This window comes from Donghicola sp. (assembly GCF_025210255.1).
GTDB lineage: Bacteria > Pseudomonadota > Alphaproteobacteria > Rhodobacterales > Rhodobacteraceae > Donghicola > Donghicola eburneus.
This window is the reverse complement of sequence record NZ_JAOARZ010000043.1, coordinates 47238-72568: the sequence shown is the minus strand read 5'-3', so window position 1 is coordinate 72568 and position 25331 is coordinate 47238. Positions and strand designations below refer to the sequence as shown.

Sequence of the window (25331 nt, the reverse complement as noted above, 5' to 3'; positions counted from 1 at the left end):
CAACCTCTCGACTGCGGGCGTCTGTATTGTGTTTAGAACGTCTTGGTCACACCCAGATAGAAGGCGCGGCCAGGTTCGTTGTAGGTCTGTGCCCCACTGCCGGACCGCAGAACCTGCGTGTCAAAGGCGTTGGTGACACCGGCCTTCAGGTCAATCCCGTTGCCGAACCGATAGTTCATCCCGATGTTCACCAAGGTGTAGGGATCGCGGTCATCGTCGGAATCGTCGTTGTCATAGCCAGTCACACCGCTTTCTTTGGGCGCGTCGGTCGGGCCGTAGTGCGTCAGCGACGGGGTCAGGGTGAACCGGTCGTTCACGTACCAATCCAGTGCGGCATTCACCGTGTATTTCGGCACCAAGGACAAAGGCACCTCGATCGTGCGCGCACCGTATGCGGTCCCGTCCGAGGTGGTTCCGCCGTCGATCTCTAGCGTTTGCTTCGACGACAGCATGTAGGTGCCGTTGACCGTCAAGTTGAAGTCCGGCGCAAAGGCCCAAGCAAAGCTCCCTTCCAGACCCGACACTTCGGACTCGGGGATGTTATCCCACTGGAAGATGCGCGAGTCCGAATAAAGGTCATAGCGCGCGTTATAGGCCGACAGGGTCGCGATCTGGTCCACGCCCGACTGGATCTTGTTTCGGTAGTCGTTGTGGAAATAGGTCAGTGTCGCATTGATGCCCTGAGAGCCTTGGTACTGGATGCCGATCTCCTTGTTGATCGAGGTTTCCGGCTCCAGATCATCATTCGACATCACATAGCACGGACCGTCCCCGTAGTAGGGATAGGGGCAGCCGTTGCCAGAGCTGACGTAGACGTAGTTTTCGGCCATTTGGTAAACAGTCGGCGCCTTGTAGGCCTTGGCCACGCCGCCTTTGATCGTCCAAGCGGAGTTCAACGCATAAGAGGCGTTCAGCCCGCCCGACCATGTCCCGCCAAAGGTATCGGCGTGGTCAAATCGCAGCGACGGTGTAAGCGTGAGGCTGTCGTTCCAAATGATGTTGTCCTCGACATACAGACCCACGGTCATCTGCGAGGTCAGCGGATCGCCGTCCGAGGTGTCGATGCTGCCATCTTCGGCCACGAGCGAGGAGAAAGAGTTGTAGCCGCTCAGGTCCAGCTCTTCGTAACGCACCTCGACGCCCATGGTCAGTTCGGCAGCGCGGCCCCCGATGCTGTGCCCAACAAAAGCCTCGGACTTGCCGGAAACAGCGGTCAGAACCGCTTTGTCATAGCTGTCGCTGCTGTTGATCGAGCCCTCATAGCGGCCTGCGGGGCCTTCGCTCAGGCGGCGGTTGTCGGTCCGTTCGAACTGGACAAAGCTGTTCGTGTCGCCCCAGCCATAGCTGCCGATATGGGTCAACGCGACGGTGCGGCGCTCCATCGAGTTGGTTTCGGTGCCATCATCGACCAGCGACTCCGGGTCTACGTTCAGGAACTGCCCATTCCCCAGCTGGCTGTCGCCCGCATAGATGTTGCCCTGACGCGAATAGCCAAGCTCAAGGTTAAACTGGTTCGCCGCGCTTGGCGCCCAATCCAGACGCACGGCGTAATCGCGGTTTACCACGCCTTCGGTGCCCGCTTGGGCCGCTGTGCAGGATTCGGTGCCGTCCGCCTCGGTGGTACACTCGATTTCGGACTCGTTGATGTCATAGGAGTCCGCGTCAGTCTTGTTGTAGTTGGCCGAGAAACGCAGCGCGACCTCGTCATTCAGGCGCTTGGCCCAGAGCAGGTTGTAACGCTGGGTCATACCCTCGTCATCGCTTTGGGGGCTGTCAAAGCTGGTGCCGACTTGCAGGAAGTCTTCGTCCGGTGCCTTGGTCACGATGTTGATCACACCGCCCGCCGCACCCGAGCCATACCGCGCAGCTGCAGGGCCACGGATGACTTCGATGCTGTCGATCATCTCTGGCGGGACCCAGTTGGTATCCCCGCGGCTGTCGCGCTCGGACGAACGGCCCTGCTTGACCGACATGCGGGACAGAACCGGCTTGCCATCAATCAGGATCAAGACGTTTTCCGGCCCCATGCCGCGAATGTCCACTTGGCGCTGGTTGCCGCGCTGCCCTGTCGAAGACGTACCGCTCAGGTTTACACCCGGCATCTTGCGGATAATCTCGGCAACGTCGTTCACCACGGGCAAGCGCTCAATATCGCCCTCGGTCACGGTGGAAGTCCCAAGCGCCTGTTTGATCTGTTCTTCGGCGGTCAGAACCACCGTCCCCAGATCAAACACTTCGTCATTCAGTCCGTCCTGCGCCAGGGCGGCCTGCCCCATCGCAAAGGAACAGAGCAATAAGGCCGACCCGGATGCCAGCCGCATGCGTGCAGTACTCATGCACAATCCTCTCGTATCATCAAACGTGGTAGGGGAGCGCGCCGTGACCGGCGCAAAAGACCTGAGCGGAATGCCGTGGACCGAACGGCGACTGTCAGACCCAGAGGGTAGATTTTGTCACTCTTCATATACGTCGTCCGTAAACGGCTAGGTCGCCCGCGCGCGCAGGCAACAGTTTGCCCGAAGCGGGCATTCGTCCTTTGTACGGAGGGGACCGCGATCAAAGGGGCTCAGGGTGTGGGGATGTTTCTGCCTGTGCGCGCCAGCAGGATGGGCGTGGGTGGAAACATGGCATGGGAGGAATCATGACTCACAGAGTCACCTATGCTCACCGGCTAAGGCGGCAATACCCAACAAATAGAGTCAAGTACAACCCGAAAAAGGCGTGTTTCTACAAACACATGATTTGCGTTTTATGAGTTAGGTCGGGACAATCAGTAAAACCCGACCTCGCGGACTTCGACCAAAGCCTCGTGATCCTTGCCAAAGGCGACGATCCCGACGGACTTGATCGTGTCCACGCTCGGGCTGCCCCGCATCAACCGGCCAGAGGCTTCGAACGCCTCAAATGGCAGTTGAACGTCGGTCCAGTCCGCGCTCGTCTCGAATGGGGCTTGGTAGTACTGCCACGGCAGCCGCGTGCTGCGGGACCTAAGATGCACGTAGTAAGTTTCGCCATTGCCGCGCACCACGAGCCGGACGCCTGTCTTCTCTTTGGCCAGTGGCTCGGACAACTTTTGCCGCACCTGAATGAAGCCGCCATTGTTCGCGGTGCTCACCGTACCGGTCAGCCGTAGATAGGTTTCGGTCTCGGTAATGACCTCTGCCTGCCCTTCGGACACACCGCCCATCACTGTGTCGGCCAAAAACGTCCAATCCGCATCAGGCGCGATCTTCAAAGAGCGTAGGTCGCTCGCTGCTGCGGACGCTCCAATTGATGCTGCCATGACCACCCCCATCAGGATTTGCTTCATCGTCCATCCCTTAATTCAGTATCGCGATCGAAAGATTGAGCACACTCGCAAAGCCGACCCAACCGGCATAGGGCACAAAAAGCGCGGCGCTCAGGCGATCTGTCGGGGCAAGACGCACCAAAAGGGCGACGATCGACACCAACAGCGGAGCAATCACAGCAAAGGCCAACCAAGGCATGTTCAGATAGAAAAATGCGGGCGTCCACAGGAAGTTCAGCGCAAGTTGCGTCCACCACAGCCCACGCAAGTGCCGCAAATCGCCCCGCTGGTGAATGCGCCAGCCCACAATCGCGATAAAGAGATAGATCACCGTCCAAACTGGCCCAAAGACCCAGCTTGGTGGGTTGAACGGCGGCTTGTTCAGCGCCGCATACCATTCGCCCGGTGTAAACGTCAGCCCGATCAGGAAACCGCCCCCCATGACCAACAACAGAAATTTGGCCAGTGTCAGAAGGCTCTGGCGATCCAATGGGATTCCGGTGGGTTTGTGGGTCAGCGAATGGCTCATGGAAAAATCTCGTTGAGTGAAGCACCATAACGCGGCGCGGGTGGTCGATTGACGAACACCTCATGAACCGCAAATGTTCCCATTTTACGGACCATCTTAAGCCATAGATCACGCCTGCCCCATTGAGTCACAGGGTCTCAACCAAATGCCTCCTGTCATGGGGCCAAGCTAGCACGCATCGGACCCCCACACCCCGAAGCATGTTTTTAGGCGCAATTTTAGTCGGATACTCAGGACGCGGGACCGCCCGAGCGCGGATCCGTTTCAGGAACATAACCTTTGCGAGCCTTCAAAGACCGCCATTCCTCAAAGGCCAAAGCCGCTTCGGCCGGATCATCGAATGTGTGCAAACGGCTTTGCCCGCTGGTCCCAATACGCCCCCAGTTCCGCACAAGCGTCGTCTCTCCAAACAGATTTGGCTCAAGCGAAAGCGCGTAGAACCGCCTCATATTCCGCGCGAGATCGCAACGTGTCAGTCTCACTCTGGGAAAGGGTTGATGTGTCATAGCCAAAGTATGACGGACGGGGACTCCGGACGTCCAATTCAATTTAAGAATCAACGCACCTCGTATGATTCATAACTTTGATGGGTGGGATGGGGAAGTCGAGACCTCAGCCGCGTTGCTGGTCGTGAAATACGCAGCACCGCCAATCAGAACTTACAAGACCAAAAATAATTTCCAGCCCTGAGGTTTCCCAATTCATGGAGACCACAGGGCTGGCAGAGTTCTACATACAATACGTCAGGTCATAAAAATAAATCGAATAACTGACACGCGTGAGGCCAAACTCCAAAGCCCCGGTAAATTAATTTGTTCCGCTCGAAGAAGAGGTACCCGAGGTAGAAGAGGTTGAATCTCCGCCCTGCCCGCCGCCTGCCGCACTCAGCGCCGTTCCCAAGCCAACAGCCGCAACACCTGCTGTCGCCGCGCCAGCAACCCCGAGACCACCGCCAATCAGCCCCAACCCGTTCAATGCGTTGGTCAGGTTGGCCGCATTGGTCAGCACACCGTTCACAGTCGCCAAAGTCGCCTGCCCGCCCGCAGCAGAAGCTGTCGCCGCGCCTTGTTGCGCCGCAGCCGCCTGACCGGCAACATCCTGCCCCCAAACCAGGGTCGGGATCGCCAGAGGAACGAGATATACGAGGAACTTCTTCATCTTATTCAATTCAACCAAGTTTCACTTCAGACTGATGCGGCTTTAGTTTGTCCCCGCAGACGACGTGTTAGAGGTCGACGAAGCCGCATCGGTGTCGCCTACGTTGATCGCACCGCCAACGGCTGAGTCCGCAAGCCCCGCTTGGGCCAAAGATCCGACATTCAACCCTCCGCCAGAGAGACCTGCATTGGAAAGCGCGGCCTGAAGGGAAACACCTCCCGATTGGCCGCCTCCGGACGTACCGTCTCCGATGAGAAAAGGCACAGAAGAGCCACTGGCGTCTTGGGCGGATATAAATGTCGGAAACATCATTAGCGATAGACAAACAATTAATTTCATTTTGGATCACCCTAATAATTAGAGAGGAAAGAGTAAATATAATTCAGAAATTAATATCAGCCCTACAATATCGCGAAACCAACACGCAATAGATTCATTTGCATTTTGCAAAACTATTACTTCGATATTTTTGTGAGATTAAATCACAGCTAACTGCAATCAAACAAATTGACCAAAAATAAAATAAACTCACGAATTGATTTCAACTCAATATCGCGACGTTGACTTCATTTCTTAGGCGCAACATGTCGCGGGACTTCACTTTGGATTTAGGTGCGATCCGCATCTGTTTACCGGAGCCATTTCAGAGCGTTCCAAATTGAGAGGACACCCTTTTTCACGAAAGCAGTCATTTAGCGCTGTAGCCATAAGATAACGGCCCACTGATTGACCGTTTTAGAACTGCCCGTGGAACTAGACTCATGACCCATCTACGTTCGTTCGTGTGGCTAACAAATACCCAGCGATGAATATTTGTGCCCCGCCGAACGGGTCCTGCACCTTCGTCTAGTCTCGGAAAGACGAATACCCCGGCCATTCGCCCTTTGACCGGATATTAAACTTCACCTGCAACAACCAAAATCAGTGCCAACAACAGAAATGTTGGATTTCGACTCATGCTAACCGCTTCGGCGTTGTGACCTCCTGCGCCTTTGGCACGGGCCAGATCATTGCGTCCCGAGGCATTGATACTGGATGGAATGCAATGCGACGGATAATTATGGCAGCAGTCCTGTCCTGCCTCGCAACGGCAACCTTTGCTGCAAAACCCCCACAGGTCAAAGTCGTGCGTAATGACGTCGGAGGTGTTGTGCAAAACTATGCCCCTCGGATCGTCGACTACATTCGCGCAGGCACGAAGGTAAAAATCACCGGCGACTGCAAGTCCGCCTGCACTATGTACCTCGCGCTGGACCAGAACCTGTGCTTCGACAACCCGAATGTCACGCTCCACTTCCACGCGGTCAGCGCGATCTTCCCCCCGACCACCAAAGCGTCGGACCGGATGACCAAAGGAATGGTCCTGTTCTACCCGCCAGAAATTCAGAACTGGTTTTGGCAACAAGTGGGCCTGCGGAACTACTACGGCGCAAAACCTCTGACAGCTGCGCAGATCATCCGTGCAACTGGCAATCGCTACAGCTACTGTTCTTAAAACCCGGCACCGGGGGCGCTCAGCCCCCTGCCCTACCAATGGCCTCAGATGTATATCGACGCGGGTCCATGCTCTAGCTCCAATTCCTTAGGTCAGCGATCAGATTTCTTGGGCAGCGGCCAGCTTAGTTCAAAAGTCGAAGCATGTCGGCATTTGCCCCCCTGCTAGAGCCAACCATTATAAAGAACAGCCAAGTCACACTTCGTTTTTAAACCGTCTGTCTTCTGTCTTTGGCGGGGTTAGAACGATCTCATATCCGCGCATGTTCTTTCTCGCTCAATCGTAAGACGTTGAGCGACCACCGATCACTGCGTCGCTCCATCTTCCAAATCTCCTATGATGTTCAAGACGACGGTCCAATCTTGTCACCGATGAGCGACTTCGAGACATTGCCTGCCCGTTCCTGACATCTGTTCATCTTGCGGCGCGTTGATGCGGCCGGGGTACAAAGCAATAGCGAGCGCCGATAAATCGTCCATCCGACCTACCCTAGCGCTATCTTCCATACCTGTGTGTGTGCCGACAGCTAGAACGCTCTACAGTCATTCGCCGATGTATAACTTCGCAAGGCTGACGCGTTCGTTTCATGCTGCTTCTTGCTCTATTGCGCCATTTACGTTGCAGCCGACACGTTCGCCTCAAAGGTCTCGATGTGCTCATACTCTTCGGCACACGCAGGTGGACACAAGCAGCAAACAAAGCGGCGGCGACATCATTAGCCTATTCGTCAATTGAAAAATTTTCGCTAGCGCGATGCGGGTAACTCTCAGACTCTCGGTTGGCCTCACAACATTGTCACAGCTCAACCTGCAGGATGGATAGTAGATTGTGTTCCGGCGTCGTGTGCAATCACGCCAATGCTCCCCACTATTTGCGGACACTCTTTTTTCAGACAGACATATCTGGTTCGTCCGAGGCGCTACTCGAAAACGCGTTCCGCCAAAGATTGTCAGCTGACAATTTGACCAGACAACTACGATCCATATCGTGTTCGTTTCCCTCAGAAGTATTCTCAGCAGGCCGTCATATGCCTGTAGGTTCGAAGCAAGACCCGACGCAGAATTCCCCCGACCGAAGCGCTAGCCGATCGAGAGAGAGCATTCGAAGGCGTAGGAACTTGCGTGGAATGGCGCTGATTTCAGAGACGCGCGCTAGGACCTGAGTTGGCTTCACCCACCAAAGAATCCGTTCCGTAGATATCGAGGTGAATTCAGGAATGGTTCTGGGAACATCCGACGTGGTCGAGCCGACCTTTTCAGTGTTTCGACGCTATCTAAAACAAGCGACACGTTCCGCACCAGATCTGTCATATCGCAGTTCTGATGCTTCGGAAATGATGCCTCTGTGAAGACATTTTCTTAGTTGGAAGTACTTGTGCCGAGAACTGCAGGGACATGCTAAAAACTGCGCAACGCATCAAGGAAACGCGTTCAGAGTGATCATGCTTGACCAAAAAAATCTTGGCGAAGAGTTCTCGTCTCACCAGCTGAATTCCGAAATAGTCTAAGCGTCTCTGAGGAACGACCTTCAGATTGTCAGCTGACAATCTACTGCTCAGGAATGATGGGACTGCGCAATTTTCACATAAGAGGTGGTCAAACCATCAAGGCACCCCATCGATGTCGAAACGCTACAGTCAGATCCTTGCAATCGCTGGAATAGCCAAAAATCCGTGTCGTTCCAGATGCTTTGGAAATCTGCGCTGCCGATTTCCGGCGGTGCCTGGGATCAATCTGTAAGGTTCACATTCTGGGGTAATCGCGTGCGCATGACCCTTTGGCTATTGGAGGCTCTACTATTTTGCTTCTCGGCGCCGTAACTCTTTCATCAGCAATATTAACACTCCGAACTCTTGACCTCTCAGTGCGTATCCAAAATTAAAGACACAGAACGGTGAGGCTTTTGGGCACCGACAGAAGGGCAAAGTCGTCTCGAAAACCTGAGCGAGTTGTCAGCTGACAATCCCCCCGATTGAGCTCAAAAGTCTTCGAAGGTTAAAATCGCCTTCTCGCGCTTGTTTGGTGAGATGCCTTAGATACCCACCTGGGTTCTCGATCCGATCGAACCGCTCCAAAATGCACAGGACAGCAATCGGAGCGATGTCCGTTCCCAATGCTTGCTTCGCTTCTTCATAGACAGGTTGGTCGATCCCCATCATTGGGACGAGAGATGCAGCGTGGCTCGAGATGTCATGTAGGTCATGCGCTGCATTCGGGAACATTTTTTGGTATTCGGTGAACTGAGACAGCAAGTTCAAACCTAAAGCGTTGCTTGTTGATGCTACCTCAACATCAGAGTTTTTATTTTTTTCCTTATGTTGGTGACGCTCATTTTCGCTGTCACTGGTGCCCGGAATTGATGAAAGAGAAACCGCATCGAAATCCTTGAGCAAGTCTTCCAGCTCTTCGTTGTTGTTTTTGCGACGCAGCAGAAGGCGTGCGCGGGCGAGGAGGGGGCTCTGGTCGTGGATGCCATCAGGATCAATGTCACGGGCGAGGAGCGCCTCGCAGAGGGTCTGACGCGCGCGTAGGATTTGCGTGCGGAGAAGGTCGTGCTCTTGCTGGCGCAACTCTCTGGCAGAGGCGTGCGCTTCGATCTCGGGGGCCAGTGCGGCCAGCGGACCCAGATCAAATCCAAAGGCACAGGCGATCCCGTGGCCAAGCCGTTTGGCGTAGCGTTTCCGATTGGGGCTATCGAACCGCGCGATGACACCGGCTTTCACCAGTGCGGCCAAGTGCCGACGCAGTGTGCTTTCGGGCATGCCGCCCAAACGGGTGCTCAGGGTTTGGTTCGATGCAAAGACGATGGAAACGCCCATCCGCGCGGGCAGGTCGCGCTCTGGCACAAAGGTCAGCATGGCGCGCAGGACCGCAATATTTCGATGGGACAAGCCGAAATCTTCGGCTGCGAGTGTCAGCCGATCAACCAAAGCCCACTTATCTCGGGCCACAGTCGATCCCTCGGGTGCAGCCAAAACCGGCCGCCCGACGAAACGGGGGGTCAAAACTGTCATATTATTTCACGAAGGACGCAAAAATTTATGCCCTAACCAAGCTGGCAGAGTTGACTGATTCGGAATGGCGGGTTATCTCGAAGATGCTAAAGACGAGAAGGGCCTTCCAATTTACTTGGGGGGCTTTTCTTATTTCAGGGTCCTGGGTCGTGCCTCCTTGTACTGCTCGTTGCTCTGTTATTCGCTTTGTTCGGATTGCCAGCGGGCAAACCATTCGTTCATCAACTCACTGGCGTTATCTTCGATCCAGCGGTCGAAACCTTCGGTCTTCACAGTTAGGCTGACGCCTTTGTCCGTGGCTTTGACGGTGGCGATTGCGGCACCGTCGGGTGAACTGATCGCGGCCTTGCGTGCCTGCGGCGGGGCAGGGGGCTGCTCTCGGTGTTTGTTCTGCGCTGCCTTGAGAACCGCCTCGAATCGGGCGTCAGTGTCCATCGAGGTAAATTCGGGCCGTCGCATAAAGATTCCGGCACGGCTGCGCGCCGCCTGTTCCTCGAAGAGAGACACCAGCTGCATCCAGCGCTCGCGCCCAACAGAGGGGGCGCGGCCTACCTGACGCAAGAACTCCAGATCAAAAGCGGTGCCGACCTTGAGCATCCGGCTGACCATGGGTAAATCGATCGCCAAGGCCGCCGCGATGGTTGGTCGATCGTACCCCGCGTCCTGAAGTTGCGCGGCAAAGCTCGCTTTCTCGATAAAGCTGAGGTCCGTCCGCGTGTTGTTCTCTTGGCCTTGTGCCATAACCAGCGCGTGATCGTCGAGCTGACGCACCATGGCTTTGACCGGTAGACCGAGTTCCCGCAAGGCGGCGAGACGGCGGCGGCCATAGACGATCTCAAAGCGGCCACGTGCGGTGGGGTGGGGCCGCAAAAGCACCGGAACCTGCTGACCATAGGTCTGCAGGCTTTCCTTCAGGCGCTCTTGTTCGGTGTAATCCAGCCCAAGCCGGTCTTCGAGACCCGCGTTATCGATCAGACTGGGATCGACTTCTTGGATCGCGTTCTCTTGTAGCTTTGACAGACTGCTTTGAAGCGCACCAACGGCCGATTGCGGCATCAGACGTTGCCGCGGGGCGGCGTCCGGCTTGTTCGGCGTGAGATTGGTGCTGAGAATACCTTTACGTGCCATTATCGACCCCATGCTGCTTGGATGAGGGACTCAATTTCATCGTTCACGCTATTCAGTGAATCCACAGCACGGTCATAGGTGTTGCGGTTAAACTGGCTGCGTTCGACTTCGTAGATAGTCTGGTGAGTCAGGCCAGCGTCCGAAATCGCGGTGGATTTCAGCATCGCATTCGTCATGACTTCGTTCCCGAACAGATTCCGCAGGAATGCTACGACCTGCTGTTGGGGCCCGTCATTCGGCTCCATCCGGTTGATAAGAAACCGGAGGAAGTCATAATCCATCGCCGCGCCCGCATTGCTGACGACATCAAGCAAATCGGCACTCATCTGTAGGAATTGCGACATAGACGCTACGTCGAGCATGTTCGGCACGACTGTGATGAACAACCCGGTCGAAGCACAGAGCGCGCCCATGGTCAGATAGCCCAATTGCGGGGGGCAATCGAACAGGATCAGGTCGTAATTCGCCTCAACCTCGGCCAACGCGGCAGCCATCCGTGAAAAGAACGGTGGTTGCACATTATCCATCAGAGCGCGCGGCGTTTCGTGCTCGAATTCCTGCAGAACCAGACCCGCAGGAGCCAGATCAATGCCTTCGAAGAAGGTCGGCTGGATTATCGAAGACAGGGGCAGGGGGTCATCGTACCGGATCGCGTCATAGACCGTTCCAGTTTCTAAGAAATCAACCTCGGGGCGGTAGCCAAACAGGGTCGTAAGCGAGGCCTGCGGATCGATGTCCACACACAAGATCTTGTAGCCCTTAAGAGCCAAACGCTGTGCTGTGTGTATAGTGCTTGTAGTTTTGCCCGAACCGCCCTTGAAGTTCAGAAAGGATAGAACCTGCACCGGATCGCCCTCGCGGCGGCCCTTTAGATAGGTGCCGGGGACCTTGGCGACGCTGTCCAGATGTTGGCGAATTTGGCTCAGGTCATGGGCGCTGTAATAGCGCCGACCGCCCGCGCTGGTCTGGACATCCTCGATCTTGTTCTCGAAGTGAAGCTTGCGCAGGAACGACGTTGAAATCCCGAGGAGTTCCGCCGCTTCGCCGGCTGAAAACAGGCGCAGTTCTTTGCGCGCATCTGGCGCAAAGGCTGTGAGCATATGATTCTCGAGCGCAGCAGCGATATTTTCCGCGTTCACGCGGACTCGTTCATTGATGCGAATGGTATTTTCGACCATATTTCCACCTGCTTACAGGCATATGCGGTCGAACCAAGGGTAGAGGGTTCATAGGGTGCTTTGCCTGCTTCTTGTAGTAACGCTGTTTAGCGCCATGCTCATTTTTATCGTTTCTATAGCTGCGATTTGTGAGTCGGCGCAAACTTTTTCTTTCAAATCCGTGATTGCGACGTGAAGCGCGCGCGCCCGCTTGGGCTTAAGCGAGAAGTTTTCGGGCAGTCTATGGCGCGCCGATAGGGCTTTGAGAGAGCTTTTCAGCGCAACCACTACTGAGCGCTGTAGCCACAAGTTGTTGCGCGTCGGGTTCGATACCGCAGTTTTAACTGTCCGGTTCGCGTCACGGATCACGTCGTAGATACGGCACGCAGAATGGTAAATATTTTTGCAAATAATGACCGACATAACTGTGCATTCAGTCCTTACTCAACCAAGAGATGACGTGCTAATGTCTTGGTAATTCACTGAAAGAATCAAGTGACACTGCGATTGGTCTGACTGCGCATACGCGAAAGTATGTGCGCTTTGATGACGTGCGCGGTGGTCTGCGAAAAAGTTATTTGAGGAAGATCATGGCCGACACTTTTATCGACGTCCCGCTCGGAACAACCGCAGCGCAATTGCAAAGAATGATCGACAGCGCGGCAGAGGGCACGACCTTTGTGTTGCAAGCGGGCACATATTCCTTTGACCGGACGGTGACGATCAACCAGAGCAACGTCTCGCTGATTGGCCAAGGTCGCGGCGAAACCGTTATCGAGGTGACCTCTGCCATCGGGTCGGATCCCGCGATTGTGCTGGGGCTTGAGCTCTACAAAACAGACATCGCTGCGACGGACGGTTTGGCAGAGGCGGCCTCGGTCGGAGATACGTCAATCACAGTGGCGTCGGGGCACGATATCCAAGTGGGCGATTACATCTATATCGCTGCTGAGAACACCTTTGAATATTTCGACGAGATTGGCGATACCCAATGGCTCAAGAGCAATCCTCTGCGGACCATGATGGTGGAGGTGACCTCGGTCGACGGAGATATCGTCGGGTTTGAGACACCGCTTACTTTTGATTTTGATCCCGCGATCACCGAGGTGCAGACGCGCAACCTGATAGAGGGCAACACGCTGTCAGGGTTAACCATGGTCGGCCCGTATGGAGACGCTGATCCAGGTGCGTTTTACAACAGTAGCGGTCAAGGCCAGACCATGATCATGGTCGGCGGAACAACGGGCGCGACACTTACAAATATCGGGATCGACGACGGCATCAGCCACGGGATCACCTTTGCTGGCAGCATTGATGCGACGCTCGATGATTTTGTCATGGACGGGACGTTGAACAAAGGGGCAGGCGGCAACGGCTATGCGGTCTGGATCCGCGATGTTTATGAAAGCGATTTCTCAAACCTAACCATCACCGATACGCGCCATGCTGTGCTGTTTGCCAGCTACACAACGGCCAGCAACAACTCTGTTCACGTCACCTACACGAACCGCGACATCAACTTTCACGGTGGACGCGATCAGTACAACTCGGTGGTCGTCGACGAGATGGTTCGGAATGAAACCGAGCAGGACTACATGGCGTGGACAACCTTTTATAACGAGGGTGAACGCTATGGTGCCCCGACAGATCCAACCACCAATCCCATCACGTTTGGCACGCTCGTGGCGAGCAGCAAGGGAGACGAGGCCTATGCCCGTGATGCTGGCGCCGTTCTCTGGATGGTTGGCGGAAACGACACCGCGCATGGCGGGGCAGGGGATGACTATATCAACGGTGGGGACGGAAACGACGTCATCCACGGATCGGCTGGGAATGACACGATCAACGGCGGGGCTGCGACGGATACGCTGGTGCTCGAGGGAGCTCTGTCCGACTACGTGATCACAGCGGACGGCTCGGATATCTACCTGACGGGTGCGGCGGGGCGGACGCTGACACGGAATGTGGAGTCGTTTGTCTTTGCCGACACGACTTTGGATGATGACGCGCTGCTCGACGTGGCAACGGCGGAGGATACCCCTGACACCAACGCCGAGCCTGCTTTGCCATACGAGGGAGCCGCGTCCTCGGACACCGACAGCACATCAGACACCGGCACGGATTCTGGCACTGACACAGAACCGGACACAGCGCCCGCTGATTTGACTTTGCCGACCTTTACATGGCGGCAAGGCACGGTCTGGAGCAGCGGGTTCACCACCTATATCGATATCGAAAACATTTCAGGCGAGGTGATGGAGGATTTTCAGATCATTTTCACCGATCCCAGCTTCACAGTCTCGAATAGTTGGGGGGCGACGTCATCGGTGCAGGCGGATGGCACGTTGGTGATAAGCGGGTCGGGGTACAGCTTGAATGCCGAGCCGGGCAAATCGATCTCTGTCGGCTTCAATGGCAACGGCAGCGTGCCCGCGGACGAGACGATTACCTACACCGCGATTATCAACGGCACCACCTATGTGATTGGCGAAGAGGCCGACACCACGGCGGACGACACTGTGGAGTCTGGCAACGATACGGTGGATGCGAGTGAGGAGACCGTTGATGCGGGGACTGAAACCGGCGGAACAGGTGATGAGACGACAGATGCCGGCACCAATACCGGAGATACTGCCGACGATACCGCCACCGTTGGAGACGACACCATCGGCGCAGGCGAGGATACCGTGGCGATCGGCGACGATACTGTAGAGTCCACAGACGACGGTACGGACACCTCTAGCGATGACAGCGTACAATCAGGTAATGCAGATGATACTGGCGTGGATTTGCCCTCTATCACATGGCGTCAGGGGAACGTCTGGAGCAGCGGTTTCACCACTTATCTCGACATCGTCAATACGACAGATCAGATCGTTGATAACGTCGAAATTCGTATTTCAAATCCGACCTTTACGGTCTCGAGCACGTGGGGCGCGACCTCGTTTACCGACACGAACGGCGATTTGGTCATCATGGGCAGCGGCTACGGGGATAACTTGAACCCCGGCCAGTCGGTGTCGATCGGGTTTAACGGCAGTGGAACGATCCCGCCGGAGGAATCGATCACCTATTCCGCGATCGTTGATGGCGTGACCTACGTGATTGGTCAGGACCCTGTGGCAGAAGACCCAGCTGATCCCGTCAGCGAAACACCTGACACAAGCGAAGACACCGTTGGTACGGGCGACGATACCGTCGGGACTGGCGAGGATACGGTGACCATCGGCGACGATACCGTGACAGCTGGAGAGGACACTGTCACAACTGGGGAAGATACGGTTGGCACGGGTGATGATGTTAGCGCAGGCGGCGACACGCTTAATCTACCCGACGCAAGTTTCGTCATCACCAACGACTGGGGCAACGGGTTCAACGGCGACATCACTGTCACCAACGACACGGACGCTACGGTCTCGGCGTTCGCGATCCTGATCGACTCCCCAGGATTCACGGTGCGGGATGCGTGGGGCGCGACATTCACGAACGAGGCGGACGGAGATGTGGTCTTTGATGCTGCGGATTGGACTCTGGATCTGAACCCCGGCGAGTCCAAGACCTTTGGCTTTACCGCTGACGGAACGGTGCCAACTAATGGGCTGACTCTGACAGTGGCTTTGGATGGCAGCACCGAGACCACGCAGCCTGTGGATGATACCGGCTCCACCACAGAGACCGACAGCGGATCGGACACGACTGCAGACTCGCCCTTTGATGCGGCGGACCATGCAGATGTGCTCGATATGTCGATGGATTTCTACTACGCGCAGTATTCTGGCGCACTTCATGAAGATTATCCGCTGGACTGGCGGGGTGATAGCGCGCTGACGGATGGCGCAGATGTTGGCGTAGATCTGACCGGCGGGTGGTACGATGCAGGCGATCACGTCAAGTTTGGCTTCCCGATGGCGTACTCCGCGACGATGCTCGCATGGGGCGCTGCAGACTATGCAGAAGGGTACCAAGCTGCGGGGGCCACACAGGATATCTTGAACCACCTAGGCTGGGTCACCGATTACTTCATGCGCTGCTACGACGATAATGGCACCGCTGATTTGAGCGATGACATCTTCTACGCGCAAGTCGGCGATGGGGACATTGATCACGCATACTGGGGCGCGCCCGAAGACATTACCATGTCGCGTCCAACCTATGCCGTTACCGCAGATATGCCGGGCACCGAAGTCACCGCAGAAACGGCGGCGGCACTGGCCTCGGCCTCGATCGTGTTCCGAAATGCGGGGGACACGGCTTATGCGGATGAATTGATTGATACCGCCATCCAGCTCTACGACTTTGCCGAGACATATCAAGGCACCTACACGGATGCCGTGACCGATGCACAATCCTTCTACAACAGCTATAGCGGCTATCAGGATGAGTTGTCGTGGGGGGCTGCCTGGCTTTATGAGGCGACGGGGGATCAAAGCTATCTCGAGATGGCTGAGGCTTATTATCCCGGCGGTTCGACATATTGGGCTCTGGGTTGGGATGACAAATCCAACGGTGTCGCGATGCTATTGGCCGAAGCCACCCAAGACACCAGCTACATTGACGATGTAGACGCACATCTGGACTACATGATGAATTCGCTCGCCCGTACGCCGGGCACCGATACCAATGACGGATTGGCGTGGCTCGATAGTTGGGGGGCCAATCGATATGCCGCCAATATGGGGTTCATCGCGGTAGAGCGTGCTGATCTGGCCCAAGAGATGGGCGATAACGCCTATGCCTCGGACCTCTTCGATTTTGCCTCTGACCAAATCGATTACATGCTCGGCGACAATCCGGATGGGCAAAGTTATGTGGTCGGGTTTGGCGAGGACTATCCGCTCAACCCGCATCATCGTGCCGCCTCGGGGGTCACGGATGTGAATGACAGCGCGGACAATCTGTACACTCTGACGGGGGCGCTCTTGGGCGGTCCGGACCAGTCGGGCAATTACACCGACGATCGCACAGACTACGTCCAAAACGAGGTCGCGACAGATTACAACGCTGGGTTCTCTGGGGTTTTGGCCGCTCTGATCGTCGAAGACACGCTGCTCTAGGCAAGTTTATAGGGAAGAGCCGATTGTTCTGACAGCGCTTGGCATAGCCGCGCTGTCAGAGGTCGCTTGCCACGTGTTGCGCTGGGTCACTTGCGCATTCTACATGTCTTTCATTGCCGAGCGCGCCCTCGAACTGCCAGAGTATTGGCGAGGAGAGGGAGGATACCATGAAGTTGCAGGGGAAAACTGCGCTGGTGACAGGCGCGTCCTCGGGGCTGGGGGCGCATTTCGCCAAAGTGCTAGCGGCCCAAGGGGCAGAGGTCACCTGTTCCGCCCGCCGCGTCGACCGGCTCAAGGCTCTGGTGGCGCAGATTGGCGGCGGCGCGCGAGCCGTGGCGATGGATGTGACCGACGCCGAGAGTGTCAGAGCCGCCTTCGACCGGCCCTATGATGTGGTCATCAATAATGCGGGTGTGACCTATGACGGTCCTGCCCTGAAGACCGCTGAAGATGACTGGAACTGGGTGATCAATACCGACCTAACCGGCGTGTTTCGGGTGGCGCAGGCCGCAGGGCAGGCGCTGGTCGATGGGGGCAAGGGGGGCAGTATCGTCAACATCGCCTCGATCCTTGGGTTGCGGGTGGCGGGCAACCTGTCGGCCTATGCCACCGCCAAGGCGGGCGTGGTGCAGATGACCAAAAGCCTCGCGCTGGAATGGGCGCGCTATGGCATTCGCGTGAACGCCTTGTGCCCCGGATATATCGAGACTGATCTGAACCGCGAATTCTTTGCCTCGGACGCGGGCAAGGCCTTGATCAAACGCGTGCCCCAGCGCCGCCTCGGGCAGATGGAACATTTGGACGGGCCGCTCTTGCTGCTGGCCTCCGAGGATGGCGCCTTCATGACGGGTGCCGAGATCGTCGTGGACGGCGGTCATCTTGTGTCCTCGCTCTAGACTTTCGGAAGGACTTTCCATGGATTTCACCATTTCGCCCCGCATCGAGGACTATCGCGACCGCATCGCCCGCTTTGTCGAGGACGAGCTGCTGCCGATCGAGACAGATCGCGCCAACTACGATGCCCACGAAAACATCCGCAAAGACCTGCTGCAGGACCTACGCTCCCGCGCAAAAGCCCAAGGTCTGTGGTGCTTGCAGCTGAAAGAGGAAACCGGCGGGCAGGGGCTTGGGCTTCAGGGCATGGCCGTTTGCTATGAGGAAATGAACCGCTCGATTTTCGGGCCGGTGGTGTTCAACTCGGCAGCGCCAGACGACGGCAACATGCAGGTGCTGGAAAAAGTCGGGACCGAAAAGCAGAAAGAAGAGTGGTTGCAGCCCATCGTGCGCGGAGACGTGCAATCAGCCTTTGTGATGACAGAGCCTGCGCCAGGATCAGGCTCTGATCCCGCAGGCATGATGCTGACGACGGCCAAGAAGGACGGCGATACGTACGTGGTCCGTGGCCGCAAATGGTTCATCACCGGTGCCGAAGACAGTGACCACTTCATCCTGATTGCCCGCACCTCGGACGATCCGCGCAAGGGGCTGTCGGCTTTCCTTCACAAGAAGAACACTCCCGGCTTTCGCATCGAACGCCGCATCCCGATCATGGGCCCCGAAGAGCATGGCGGTCACTGCGAGGTCGTTTACGAGGATATGGTCATCCCCGCTGAAAACCTGTTGATGAACGAAGGGGACGGGCTGAAACTGACCCAGATCCGCCTTGGGCCAGCCCGTCTGACCCACTGCATGCGTTGGCTGGGTCTGGCCAAGCGTTGTGTCGAGATCGCCAGCGAATATTCCCACAACCGTTTTGCCTTTGGTGAGCGTCTGTCAAAACGCGAAAGCGTGCAAATGATGATGGGCGACATCGCCATGCAGATCGAGATCGGTCGGCTTTTGGTGATGAAGGCCGCGTGGGAGCTGGACCGCGGCGGCTATGCCCGCAAAGAGGTCTCAATGGCCAAGGTCCACGTGGCGAACGTTCTGCACAAGGCCGCCGATACCGCGATCCAGATCAATGGCGCATGCGGCTATTCCAAGGACACGCCGCTGGAGTGGATTTACCGCTACGCCCGTCAGGCCCGTTTGGTCGATGGCGCGGACGAGGTCCACAAGATGGTCCTGCACCGGAACGTGGAAAAAGAGGGTCGCGATTTCTGGGAATGGGACGTGGGCGCATGAGCGATATCGATTTTGATACCGCGCGTCTTGAGGGGTTCCTGAAGGATCACTTCGGCACCTCGGCAGCGCTACAGGTTCAGCGCATCGCAGGCGGGCAGTCGAACCCGACCTATTTCGTGACCTATGGCGATCATCGCATGGTGCTGCGCAAGCAGCCCAACGGCCCCATCCTGCGCGGGGCCCATGCGGTTGACCGCGAACACCGTGTTCTTGCGGCGCTGCATCCCGCAGGCGTGCCTGTGCCCCGTCCCGTTGTGTTCCACGAGGACCCCGACCTTCTGGGAACGCCGTTCTATCTGATGGAGCGGGTAGAAGGGCGAGTCTTCCCCGACGGTGCTCTCAGCGAGGCAGAGCCGCACGAGCGCCGCGATCTGTGGATGGGGCTGGCCGACGCTATGGCGCAGATGCACGCAGTCGTTCCGAATGAGGTCGGACTGGGGGATTACGGCAAACCGGGAAATTACTTTGAACGGCAAATCCGCCGTTGGTCCCGCCAGTGGGAGGATAGCAGTTCAGACCCGATCCCCGATCTGGACGCACTGTCGAAATGGCTGACCGACAACCAGCCAGAGGATGACGGCCGCGTCAGCCTGGCCCACGGTGATTACCGCATGGGCAACGTGATCTTTGATCCCGCCGCTCTGCGCGTCGCCGCCATTCTGGATTGGGAGCTGTCGACCTTGGGGCATCCGCTGGCCGATCTTGGGTTCTGCTGCATGGCGTGGCACACCTCGCCCGATGAATACGGGGGCATTCTGGGGTTGGACCATGCTGCGCTTGGCCTGCCATCCGAAGAAGAGTTCGTCGCCCGCTATATGGAAAAGAGCCCCGGTATGGCGCCGCTGACCACCTTTCACCGCGCCTTTGCCTTGTTCCGCTTTGCGGTGATCTGGGTCGGCATCGCGGATCGGGTGCGCGCAGGTACAGCGGCGGGCTCGGATGCGACAAATCACATGGACATGGGCGCCCGTCTGGCCAGACGCGGCATCGAGGTGATCGAGGGCAAGCACTAGGTTCGCCCTCAATCACGCGCCAATATGACTTATCGCAGGCGTTTCAGTTCCAGAACGCCTCGTGGACGGTGGCGTGGCGCAAGCCGTCAGGGGCTTGGACGGTCAGTTCGGTGCCATCGTCCCAATGGGTCATGCGGACCATGCCGATGGCGACGTTGGTGCCGAAATCCGGCGACCACGCGGCCGAGGATACCCGCCCGACAGGCTTGGTGCCCGCCATCAAGGTCCACCAGCGATCGCAGGCCGGAACGGGCGGTCCATCAATTGCGATGGCGCGGATTTGCTTGACCGGACCCTCCTTGGCGACGCGAAGCAGGGCATCGCGCCCGATACAGCCGATGGCAGTCTGGGTGTTGCAGAACCTGCCAAGTCCACATTCGTGGGGCGTGTTGTCGTCGTTCATGTCGTTGCCGTAGGACAGCAGCCCGCTTTCAATCCGCTCGATCAGGTTAGGGCAGCCTGCATGTACGTCCAGATCTTTGCCCGCTTCCATCAAGGCGTTCCACAAGGGCATGCCGTTGTGTTCGCCTTCGACATAGATTTCGTAGCCACCCTGCTTGGAATAGCCGGACCGCGCCACGACCATGTCCTGTCCCTGAAAATCAAAATGACCGAACCGGAAGAAGCGGATGTCGCGCACGGCATCGCCAAACACCGCAGCCATCAGATCATCGGCGCGAGGACCTTGGACAGCGAGGGGCGAGACATCCGGTTCATCCACCAGCACGTCGAGTCGGTAGCCATAGGCAAGACCCTTGATCCAGTAGAGCAGGTCACTGTCGGCAATCGAAATCCACCAGCGGTCCTCGGCCAATTTGACGGCGACCGGATCGTTGAGCATACCGCCCGTCTCGTCGACGATGGGCACATAATAGCACTGACCGGGCAGCATTCCGCGCAAGTCGCGGGGCGTCAGCAGTTGGGCAAGTCGTCCGGCGTCGGGGCCTCGTAGCTCCACCTGCCGTTCGCAGGCAACGTCCCAGACTTGCACCGCTTGCTTCAGGTGGTGGTAGTCCTCCTCGACCGAGCGGAACACCGTGGGCAAGAGCATGTGGTTGTAGACCGTGTAGGCTTTGACGCCTGCGGCCTCCACCCCCTCAGAAAAAGCGGTGCGACGAAGCCTGCGCGAAGGTGAGAGCAGAGCCATTCCTGTTACTCCAGGTCTTTGGCGCGATCGCGAAGCTGGAACTTCTGGATCTTGCCGGTGGATGTTTTGGGGAGGGTGTCAAAAATGACAGCCTTTGGGGCTTTGAAACCGGCCAGATGGGCGCGGCAAAAGGCGATTAGGTCGTCTGCGGTCGGGGTGAACCCATCGCGCAGTTCGACAAAGGCGCAGGGGACTTCGCCCCACTTTGCGTGGGGCATGGCGACTACGGCGGCAGCTTGAACGGCTTCGTGCCGATAGAGCACGGCCTCGACCTCGACCGAAGAGATGTTTTCCCCGCCCGAGATGATCACGTCTTTGAGCCGGTCACGGATCTGGACATAGGCGTTATCGTGCACGACTGCGCCATCCCCGGACCAGAACCACCCATCGGCAAAGGCCGCTGCCGTGGCGTCGGCGTCTTTGTAATAGCCCGCCATGACCGTGTTTCCGCGAATGGCAATTTCGCCTTGAGTGGTGCCGTCGCGCGGGACAGGCGCGCCGCTGGCGCGGTCGATCACCGCGACCTCTTCGACCATGGGAAAGGCGATGCCCTGCTGTGCCTGCAATTCGGCTTGCTCTGCGGGCGTGAGATTATGCCAATCTTCCTGCCAAAGACACTGCGAGATGTGCCCGTAGGTTTCGGTCAGCCCGTACACTTGCATCACGTCAAATCCCATCGCGCGGGTCTTTTCTAGGATCGACGGGGGCGGCGGTGCACCAGCGGTCATGACGCGGATCTCTGGGTCAAAGGGGGCGGCGGCACCTGCCTCGACCAGCATCTGCAGCACGATGGGCGCCGCACCGAAATGGGTCACGCCATGGGTGCGGATCGCCTCAAGGATCAGACCTGCGGCAGGGGTACGTGTGAAAACAACGGTTCCGCCGAGCATCGCCATAAGCCACGGATGCCCCCAGCCATTGCAATGAAACATGGGAACCACAGACAGATAGACGGGATAAGGCGGCATCTGCCACGCGGACGCTGTACCCATCGCCATCAGGTAGGCACCGCGATGATGATAAACGACGCCCTTAGGCCGGCCAGAGGTGCCCGAGGTATAGTTCAGCGCCATCGCGTCCCATTCGTCATCAGGCAGGACAAGGGGCAGAGGATCACTGCCAACCAGCTCCTCATAGGTTGGACCGCCAAGGGTTTCTCCGGCAGCGGCGGGATCGGCAATTTCGACCACCGGCACGGTGCGCCCCAAGAGGTCAAAGGCTTGTGTCAACAGCGGCACCAGTTCCCGATCCACGATGACCAACTTGGTGTCCGCATGGTCCAGGATATAGGCGATGGTTTCGGGCTCGAGACGTGTGTTGAGCGTGTTCAGAACCGCGCCCGTCAGGGGCACGGCAAAATGCAACTCGAACAGTTCCGGGATATTCGGGCTGAGGACCGAGACGGTGTCGCCCTTTTGAAGGCCTAGCCCGACCAGACCGCCTGCAACTGCCTGAATGCGGGCAACGGTGTCCGACCAACTGCGTTGGGTTTTTCCATAGATCACGGCTGTTCGCGGGCCGTGCAGGCTTTGGGCGCGGCGCAAGAACGACAATGGGGACAGGGACAAGTGGTTCGCCCCTGTCTTTTTCAGGGCCTCGAAATGGTGTCGCATTCCCGTTCCGCCTGCTTAGGTGTTGGGCCGAACGCGAGCTGCGGTCTTGTTGGCAAAGGCCTCAAGACGCTCGCGTGCGGCGGGCTGGGTGTTGACGATGCCGCCGACAAAGGCTTCGGCGTAGGCTGCGTCCATGCCGGACATGTTGTTCATGTGACTTACCGCCGAGCAGATCGCAAAGTTGGTGAGCGGCAGGTTTTGCGCGACCTTTTCGGCCAGCTCTAGGGCCTTGGCGTAGCTGCCGCCCTCTTCGACAATGTATTGGGCCAATCCCAGATCCACGGCCTCTTGGCCTTGGTAAACGCGACCGGTCAGGATCATATCGATCATGCGATACTTGCCGATCATGTCCGACACGCGGATCGTTGCGCCACCACCAGTAAAGATCCCGCGCTGTCCCTCTGGCAGAGCGAAATAAGTGCCGGGATCAATGACGCGCACATGGGCCGCGCTGGCCAGTTCCAGACCGCCGCCCACAACGGCCCCCTTAAGCGCGGCGATGATGGGCACTCCGCCATACTCCATCTTGTTGAACGCTTCGTGCCAGCGCAGGCACACGTGCATGAAGTCATCGGGGCTGCGGTCTGCCTTCCAGTGTTCGACCAGATCAAGGCCTGCGCAGAAGTGATCACCTGCTCCTTGGAGCAGGACTGCCTTGACGCCCGCCATGCGCGCGCCACTAAAGAACCGGATCAGTTCTTCAATCGTGATCACGTCCAATGCGTTGCGCTTTTCAGGACGGTTTAGGGTCACGACGTACAAACCATTGTCCCGCGCGGTAATATCGAGGCGTTCGTAGGTGTCGGGGTTCACGACGTCATTCATGGGTCGGGTCCTTTCGCGGGGTTACTCGGGGAATGCTGCGGTCAGCAGGCTGTCAGCGCCCTGTAGGATGCGCGTCTTTTCTGCAGTGCAGTCAGGCAAGATGTGTCGGGCATAGAACAGCGCAGTGGCGATTTTTTGCGTCAGGAAGGGACTGTCCTGTCCATTTTCCTGCAGGTTCTGCGCGATGAGCGCGCTTTGCGCCAATTGCCATCCTGCCGCGAAATTGCCGGTGAGCATGAGGAACGGGACAGAGCCTGCAAAGGCTGCGTCGATATTCTGTTTGCTGTTTTCCAGCAGCCAATCGAGCGCGTCCTCAAAGGCGGCGCGCGCCAGCCCAAGACCTTGGCCGATGGCCTGAGCTGTTCTGTCCCCGCGTGCCAGTTTCGCCTCAGTTTCGGCGATTTGCGCGACAAACCGGCGCGCTGTTGCGCCGCCATCGCGCATTACTTTGCGGCCCAACAGGTCGTTTGCCTGAATGGCCGTCGTGCCCTCGTAAATCGGAAGGATGCGCGCGTCACGATAGTGTTGGGCTGCGCCGGTTTCCTCGATAAAGCCCATGCCACCGTGGATTTGCACACCCAGCGACGTGACCTCGACCGCTCGCTCGGTGCAGAAGCCTTTGACCAGCGGCACCATGAACTCGGCCAGAGCAATCGTTTCTGCATCCTGCTGGTGATGTCCTAAATCCAAAAGCCCTGCGGTCGCCGTAGCCATGGCGCGACCGCCTTCGGTCAGGCTGCGCATCCGCAAGAGCATCCGGCGCACATCGGGGTGGTCGATGATTGGCACGGCGTCTTTGACCGATCCGTTTACGGGGCGGCTCTGTACGCGGTCCCGCGCATAGGCCAAGGCGCGTTGATAGGCCCGCTCAGAGACCGCGACCCCTTGCACGCCTACAGTGAACCGCGCGGCGTTCATCATGATGAACATGTACTCCAGCCCAGAGTTCTCCTGACCAATCAGGAAGCCTGTCGCATCTGCGTAGTCCAGCACCGCTGTCGGACTGGCACGGACCCCGAGTTTGTGTTCAATGCTGACGCAGTTCACCGTGTTTTCGGGGCCCAAGGTCCCGTCTGGCCCCACCAGTTTCTGCGGCACGACAAAGAGGCTCAGCCCCTTGGGGCCTGCAGGGGCATCAGGCGTGCGCGCCAGCACAAGGTGAATGATGTTTTCGGTCAGATCATGGGCGCCGTAGGTGATGTAAATCTTGGTGCCGGTGATTCCGTAGCTGGCATCCTCGCGCCGCACTGCCTTGGTTGCGACACGGCCCAAATCACTGCCCGCCTGAGGTTCAGTGAGGTTCATTGTCCCTGACCAACGCCCCGAAATGAGCGGGCCAAGATATGTCGATTTCTGCTCGTCCGAGCCGGTCAGCAACAACGCCTCGATCGCTCCATCGGTCAGCAAAGGACAGAGACCAAAGCTCATATCAGCGGCATTCAGCATCTCGACCGCAGCGGCGCCAGCGGCACGGGGCAGGCCAACACCACCGTAGTCCACAGGGTGCGGCAGCGCTTGCCAACCCATTTCAACGAACTGAGCATAGGCTTGCGCATGACCTTTGGGCAGGGTCACGCGGCCTTTGTCAAAATGCGCGCTCTGAGCGTCTCCGACGTACGAAAGCGGTGCAATTTGTTCTGCACAGAATTGGGCAAAACCCTCAAGCGCGGCGGCGACATCTGCCAAATCCGTGTCCGCCTGCGCGGGCAATTTTGACACCTTGTCCCAATGGGACAGGTGTTCGATGCAGAACATCAAATCCTGTACGGGCGGCTGATAGGACATC

The 25331-nt window shown here is 57.5% G+C and carries 18 protein-coding genes; 5 read left to right on the top strand and 13 right to left on the bottom strand.

Annotated features, from left to right (window positions below; all coding sequences use genetic code 11):
• Positions 1-32: 32 nt before the first annotated feature.
• From N4A58_RS19845 to N4A58_RS19825, 5 genes are all read right to left on the bottom strand, one after another.
• The gene (locus N4A58_RS19845) at positions 33-2336 is read right to left on the bottom strand and encodes a FepA family TonB-dependent siderophore receptor (protein WP_293712990.1); all 2304 of its coding nucleotides are present in this window, start codon (positions 2334-2336) and stop codon (positions 33-35) included.
• Between the two features lie 434 nt (positions 2337-2770).
• Positions 2771-3310, bottom strand: coding sequence for a CIA30 family protein (locus N4A58_RS19840; RefSeq protein WP_293712988.1), 540 nt, complete (start codon positions 3308-3310; stop codon positions 2771-2773).
• A gap of 10 nt (positions 3311-3320) precedes the next feature.
• The gene (locus tag N4A58_RS19835) at positions 3321-3818 is read right to left on the bottom strand and encodes a TspO/MBR family protein (RefSeq protein ID WP_293712986.1); all 498 of its coding nucleotides are present in this window, start codon (positions 3816-3818) and stop codon (positions 3321-3323) included.
• Positions 3819-4048: 230 nt separating this feature from the next.
• Entirely contained in the window at positions 4049-4324 is a 276-nt protein-coding gene (locus N4A58_RS19830; protein ID WP_092465173.1) for a WGR domain-containing protein, read from the bottom strand.
• A 301-nt stretch (positions 4325-4625) separates the two neighbouring features.
• Complete coding sequence (locus N4A58_RS19825) at positions 4626-4994, bottom strand: hypothetical protein (RefSeq protein ID WP_293712984.1); 369 nt, start codon at positions 4992-4994, stop codon at positions 4626-4628.
• A 1027-nt stretch (positions 4995-6021) separates the two neighbouring features.
• Between N4A58_RS19825 and N4A58_RS19820 the strand changes: the two genes are divergently transcribed.
• Complete coding sequence (locus N4A58_RS19820; RefSeq protein WP_143095418.1) at positions 6022-6471, top strand: hypothetical protein; 450 nt, start codon at positions 6022-6024, stop codon at positions 6469-6471.
• A 1951-nt stretch (positions 6472-8422) separates the two neighbouring features.
• Here N4A58_RS19820 and repC read toward each other — a convergent pair.
• The 4 genes from repC to N4A58_RS19800 form a co-directional block, all read right to left on the bottom strand.
• The gene (gene repC, locus N4A58_RS19815) at positions 8423-9484 is read right to left on the bottom strand and encodes a plasmid replication protein RepC (protein ID WP_293712982.1); all 1062 of its coding nucleotides are present in this window, start codon (positions 9482-9484) and stop codon (positions 8423-8425) included.
• Between the two features lie 177 nt (positions 9485-9661).
• Complete coding sequence (gene repB, locus N4A58_RS19810) at positions 9662-10612, bottom strand: plasmid partitioning protein RepB (protein WP_293712980.1); 951 nt, start codon at positions 10610-10612, stop codon at positions 9662-9664.
• Positions 10612-11790, bottom strand: coding sequence for a plasmid partitioning protein RepA (repA, locus tag N4A58_RS19805; RefSeq protein WP_072704552.1), 1179 nt, complete (start codon positions 11788-11790; stop codon positions 10612-10614). Before repA ends, repB begins: the two co-directional genes overlap by 1 nt.
• Positions 11791-11838: 48 nt before the next feature.
• Positions 11839-12192, bottom strand: coding sequence for a hypothetical protein (locus N4A58_RS19800; RefSeq protein ID WP_293712978.1), 354 nt, complete (start codon positions 12190-12192; stop codon positions 11839-11841).
• A gap of 167 nt (positions 12193-12359) precedes the next feature.
• Here N4A58_RS19800 and N4A58_RS19795 point away from each other — a divergent pair, with 167 nt between their 5' ends.
• The 4 genes from N4A58_RS19795 to N4A58_RS19780 all read left to right on the top strand — a co-directional run bounded on the left by N4A58_RS19795 (position 12360) and on the right by N4A58_RS19780 (position 19960).
• On the top strand, positions 12360-16823 hold the full coding sequence (locus N4A58_RS19795) for a glycoside hydrolase family 9 protein (protein WP_293712976.1): 4464 nt from the start codon (positions 12360-12362) through the stop codon (positions 16821-16823).
• 167 nt (positions 16824-16990) lie between these two features.
• Complete coding sequence (locus tag N4A58_RS19790) at positions 16991-17719, top strand: SDR family NAD(P)-dependent oxidoreductase (RefSeq protein ID WP_367177060.1); 729 nt, start codon at positions 16991-16993, stop codon at positions 17717-17719.
• Between the two features lie 19 nt (positions 17720-17738).
• Positions 17739-18947, top strand: a complete 1209-nt coding sequence (locus N4A58_RS19785; RefSeq protein ID WP_293712974.1) for an acyl-CoA dehydrogenase family protein — start codon at positions 17739-17741, stop codon at positions 18945-18947.
• Positions 18944-19960 carry a phosphotransferase family protein gene (locus N4A58_RS19780; RefSeq protein WP_293712973.1) on the top strand — a complete coding sequence of 339 codons (1017 nt, stop codon included), beginning with the start codon at positions 18944-18946 and terminating at the stop codon, positions 19958-19960. Before N4A58_RS19785 ends, N4A58_RS19780 begins: the two co-directional genes overlap by 4 nt.
• A 43-nt stretch (positions 19961-20003) precedes the next feature.
• Here the strand turns inward: N4A58_RS19780 and N4A58_RS19775 are convergent, their stop codons facing one another.
• The 4 genes from N4A58_RS19775 to N4A58_RS19760 are packed head-to-tail and all read right to left on the bottom strand — an operon-like array spanning position 20004 to position 25330.
• On the bottom strand, positions 20004-21107 hold the full coding sequence (locus tag N4A58_RS19775; protein WP_293712972.1) for a dimethylsulfoniopropionate demethylase: 1104 nt from the start codon (positions 21105-21107) through the stop codon (positions 20004-20006).
• 5 nt (positions 21108-21112) lie between these two features.
• The gene (locus N4A58_RS19770) at positions 21113-22720 is read right to left on the bottom strand and encodes an AMP-binding protein (protein ID WP_293712970.1); all 1608 of its coding nucleotides are present in this window, start codon (positions 22718-22720) and stop codon (positions 21113-21115) included.
• 15 nt (positions 22721-22735) lie between these two features.
• Positions 22736-23545: a methylthioacryloyl-CoA hydratase gene (gene dmdD / locus N4A58_RS19765; protein ID WP_293712968.1), complete on the bottom strand. Its 810-nt coding sequence runs from the start codon at positions 23543-23545 to the stop codon at positions 22736-22738.
• A 21-nt stretch (positions 23546-23566) separates the two neighbouring features.
• Positions 23567-25330 (bottom strand): acyl-CoA dehydrogenase, encoded by a 1764-nt coding sequence (locus tag N4A58_RS19760; protein ID WP_293712966.1) that lies wholly within the window; start codon positions 25328-25330, stop codon positions 23567-23569.
• Position 25331: the final 1 nt, after the last annotated feature.

What these genes read in the sequence shown, in the direction of transcription:
- N4A58_RS19845 (WP_293712990.1), bottom strand. Translation starts at nt 2,336, where the DNA reads ATGAGTACTGCACGCATGCGGCTGGCATCCGGGTCGGCCTTATTGCTC.
- N4A58_RS19840 (WP_293712988.1), bottom strand. Translation starts at nt 3,310, where the DNA reads ATGAAGCAAATCCTGATGGGGGTGGTCATGGCAGCATCAATTGGAGCG.
- N4A58_RS19835 (WP_293712986.1), bottom strand. Translation starts at nt 3,818, where the DNA reads ATGAGCCATTCGCTGACCCACAAACCCACCGGAATCCCATTGGATCGC.
- N4A58_RS19830 (WP_092465173.1), bottom strand. Translation starts at nt 4,324, where the DNA reads ATGACACATCAACCCTTTCCCAGAGTGAGACTGACACGTTGCGATCTC.
- N4A58_RS19820 (WP_143095418.1), top strand. Translation starts at nt 6,022, where the DNA reads ATGCGACGGATAATTATGGCAGCAGTCCTGTCCTGCCTCGCAACGGCA.
- repC (WP_293712982.1), bottom strand. Translation starts at nt 9,484, where the DNA reads ATGACAGTTTTGACCCCCCGTTTCGTCGGGCGGCCGGTTTTGGCTGCA.
- repB (WP_293712980.1), bottom strand. Translation starts at nt 10,612, where the DNA reads ATGGCACGTAAAGGTATTCTCAGCACCAATCTCACGCCGAACAAGCCG.
- repA (WP_072704552.1), bottom strand. Translation starts at nt 11,790, where the DNA reads ATGGTCGAAAATACCATTCGCATCAATGAACGAGTCCGCGTGAACGCG.
- N4A58_RS19800 (WP_293712978.1), bottom strand. Translation starts at nt 12,192, where the DNA reads ATGTCGGTCATTATTTGCAAAAATATTTACCATTCTGCGTGCCGTATC.
- N4A58_RS19795 (WP_293712976.1), top strand. Translation starts at nt 12,360, where the DNA reads ATGGCCGACACTTTTATCGACGTCCCGCTCGGAACAACCGCAGCGCAA.
- N4A58_RS19790 (WP_367177060.1), top strand. Translation starts at nt 16,991, where the DNA reads ATGAAGTTGCAGGGGAAAACTGCGCTGGTGACAGGCGCGTCCTCGGGG.
- N4A58_RS19785 (WP_293712974.1), top strand. Translation starts at nt 17,739, where the DNA reads ATGGATTTCACCATTTCGCCCCGCATCGAGGACTATCGCGACCGCATC.
- N4A58_RS19780 (WP_293712973.1), top strand. Translation starts at nt 18,944, where the DNA reads ATGAGCGATATCGATTTTGATACCGCGCGTCTTGAGGGGTTCCTGAAG.
- N4A58_RS19775 (WP_293712972.1), bottom strand. Translation starts at nt 21,107, where the DNA reads ATGGCTCTGCTCTCACCTTCGCGCAGGCTTCGTCGCACCGCTTTTTCT.
- N4A58_RS19770 (WP_293712970.1), bottom strand. Translation starts at nt 22,720, where the DNA reads ATGCGACACCATTTCGAGGCCCTGAAAAAGACAGGGGCGAACCACTTG.
- dmdD (WP_293712968.1), bottom strand. Translation starts at nt 23,545, where the DNA reads ATGAATGACGTCGTGAACCCCGACACCTACGAACGCCTCGATATTACC.
- N4A58_RS19760 (WP_293712966.1), bottom strand. Translation starts at nt 25,330, where the DNA reads ATGTCCTATCAGCCGCCCGTACAGGATTTGATGTTCTGCATCGAACAC.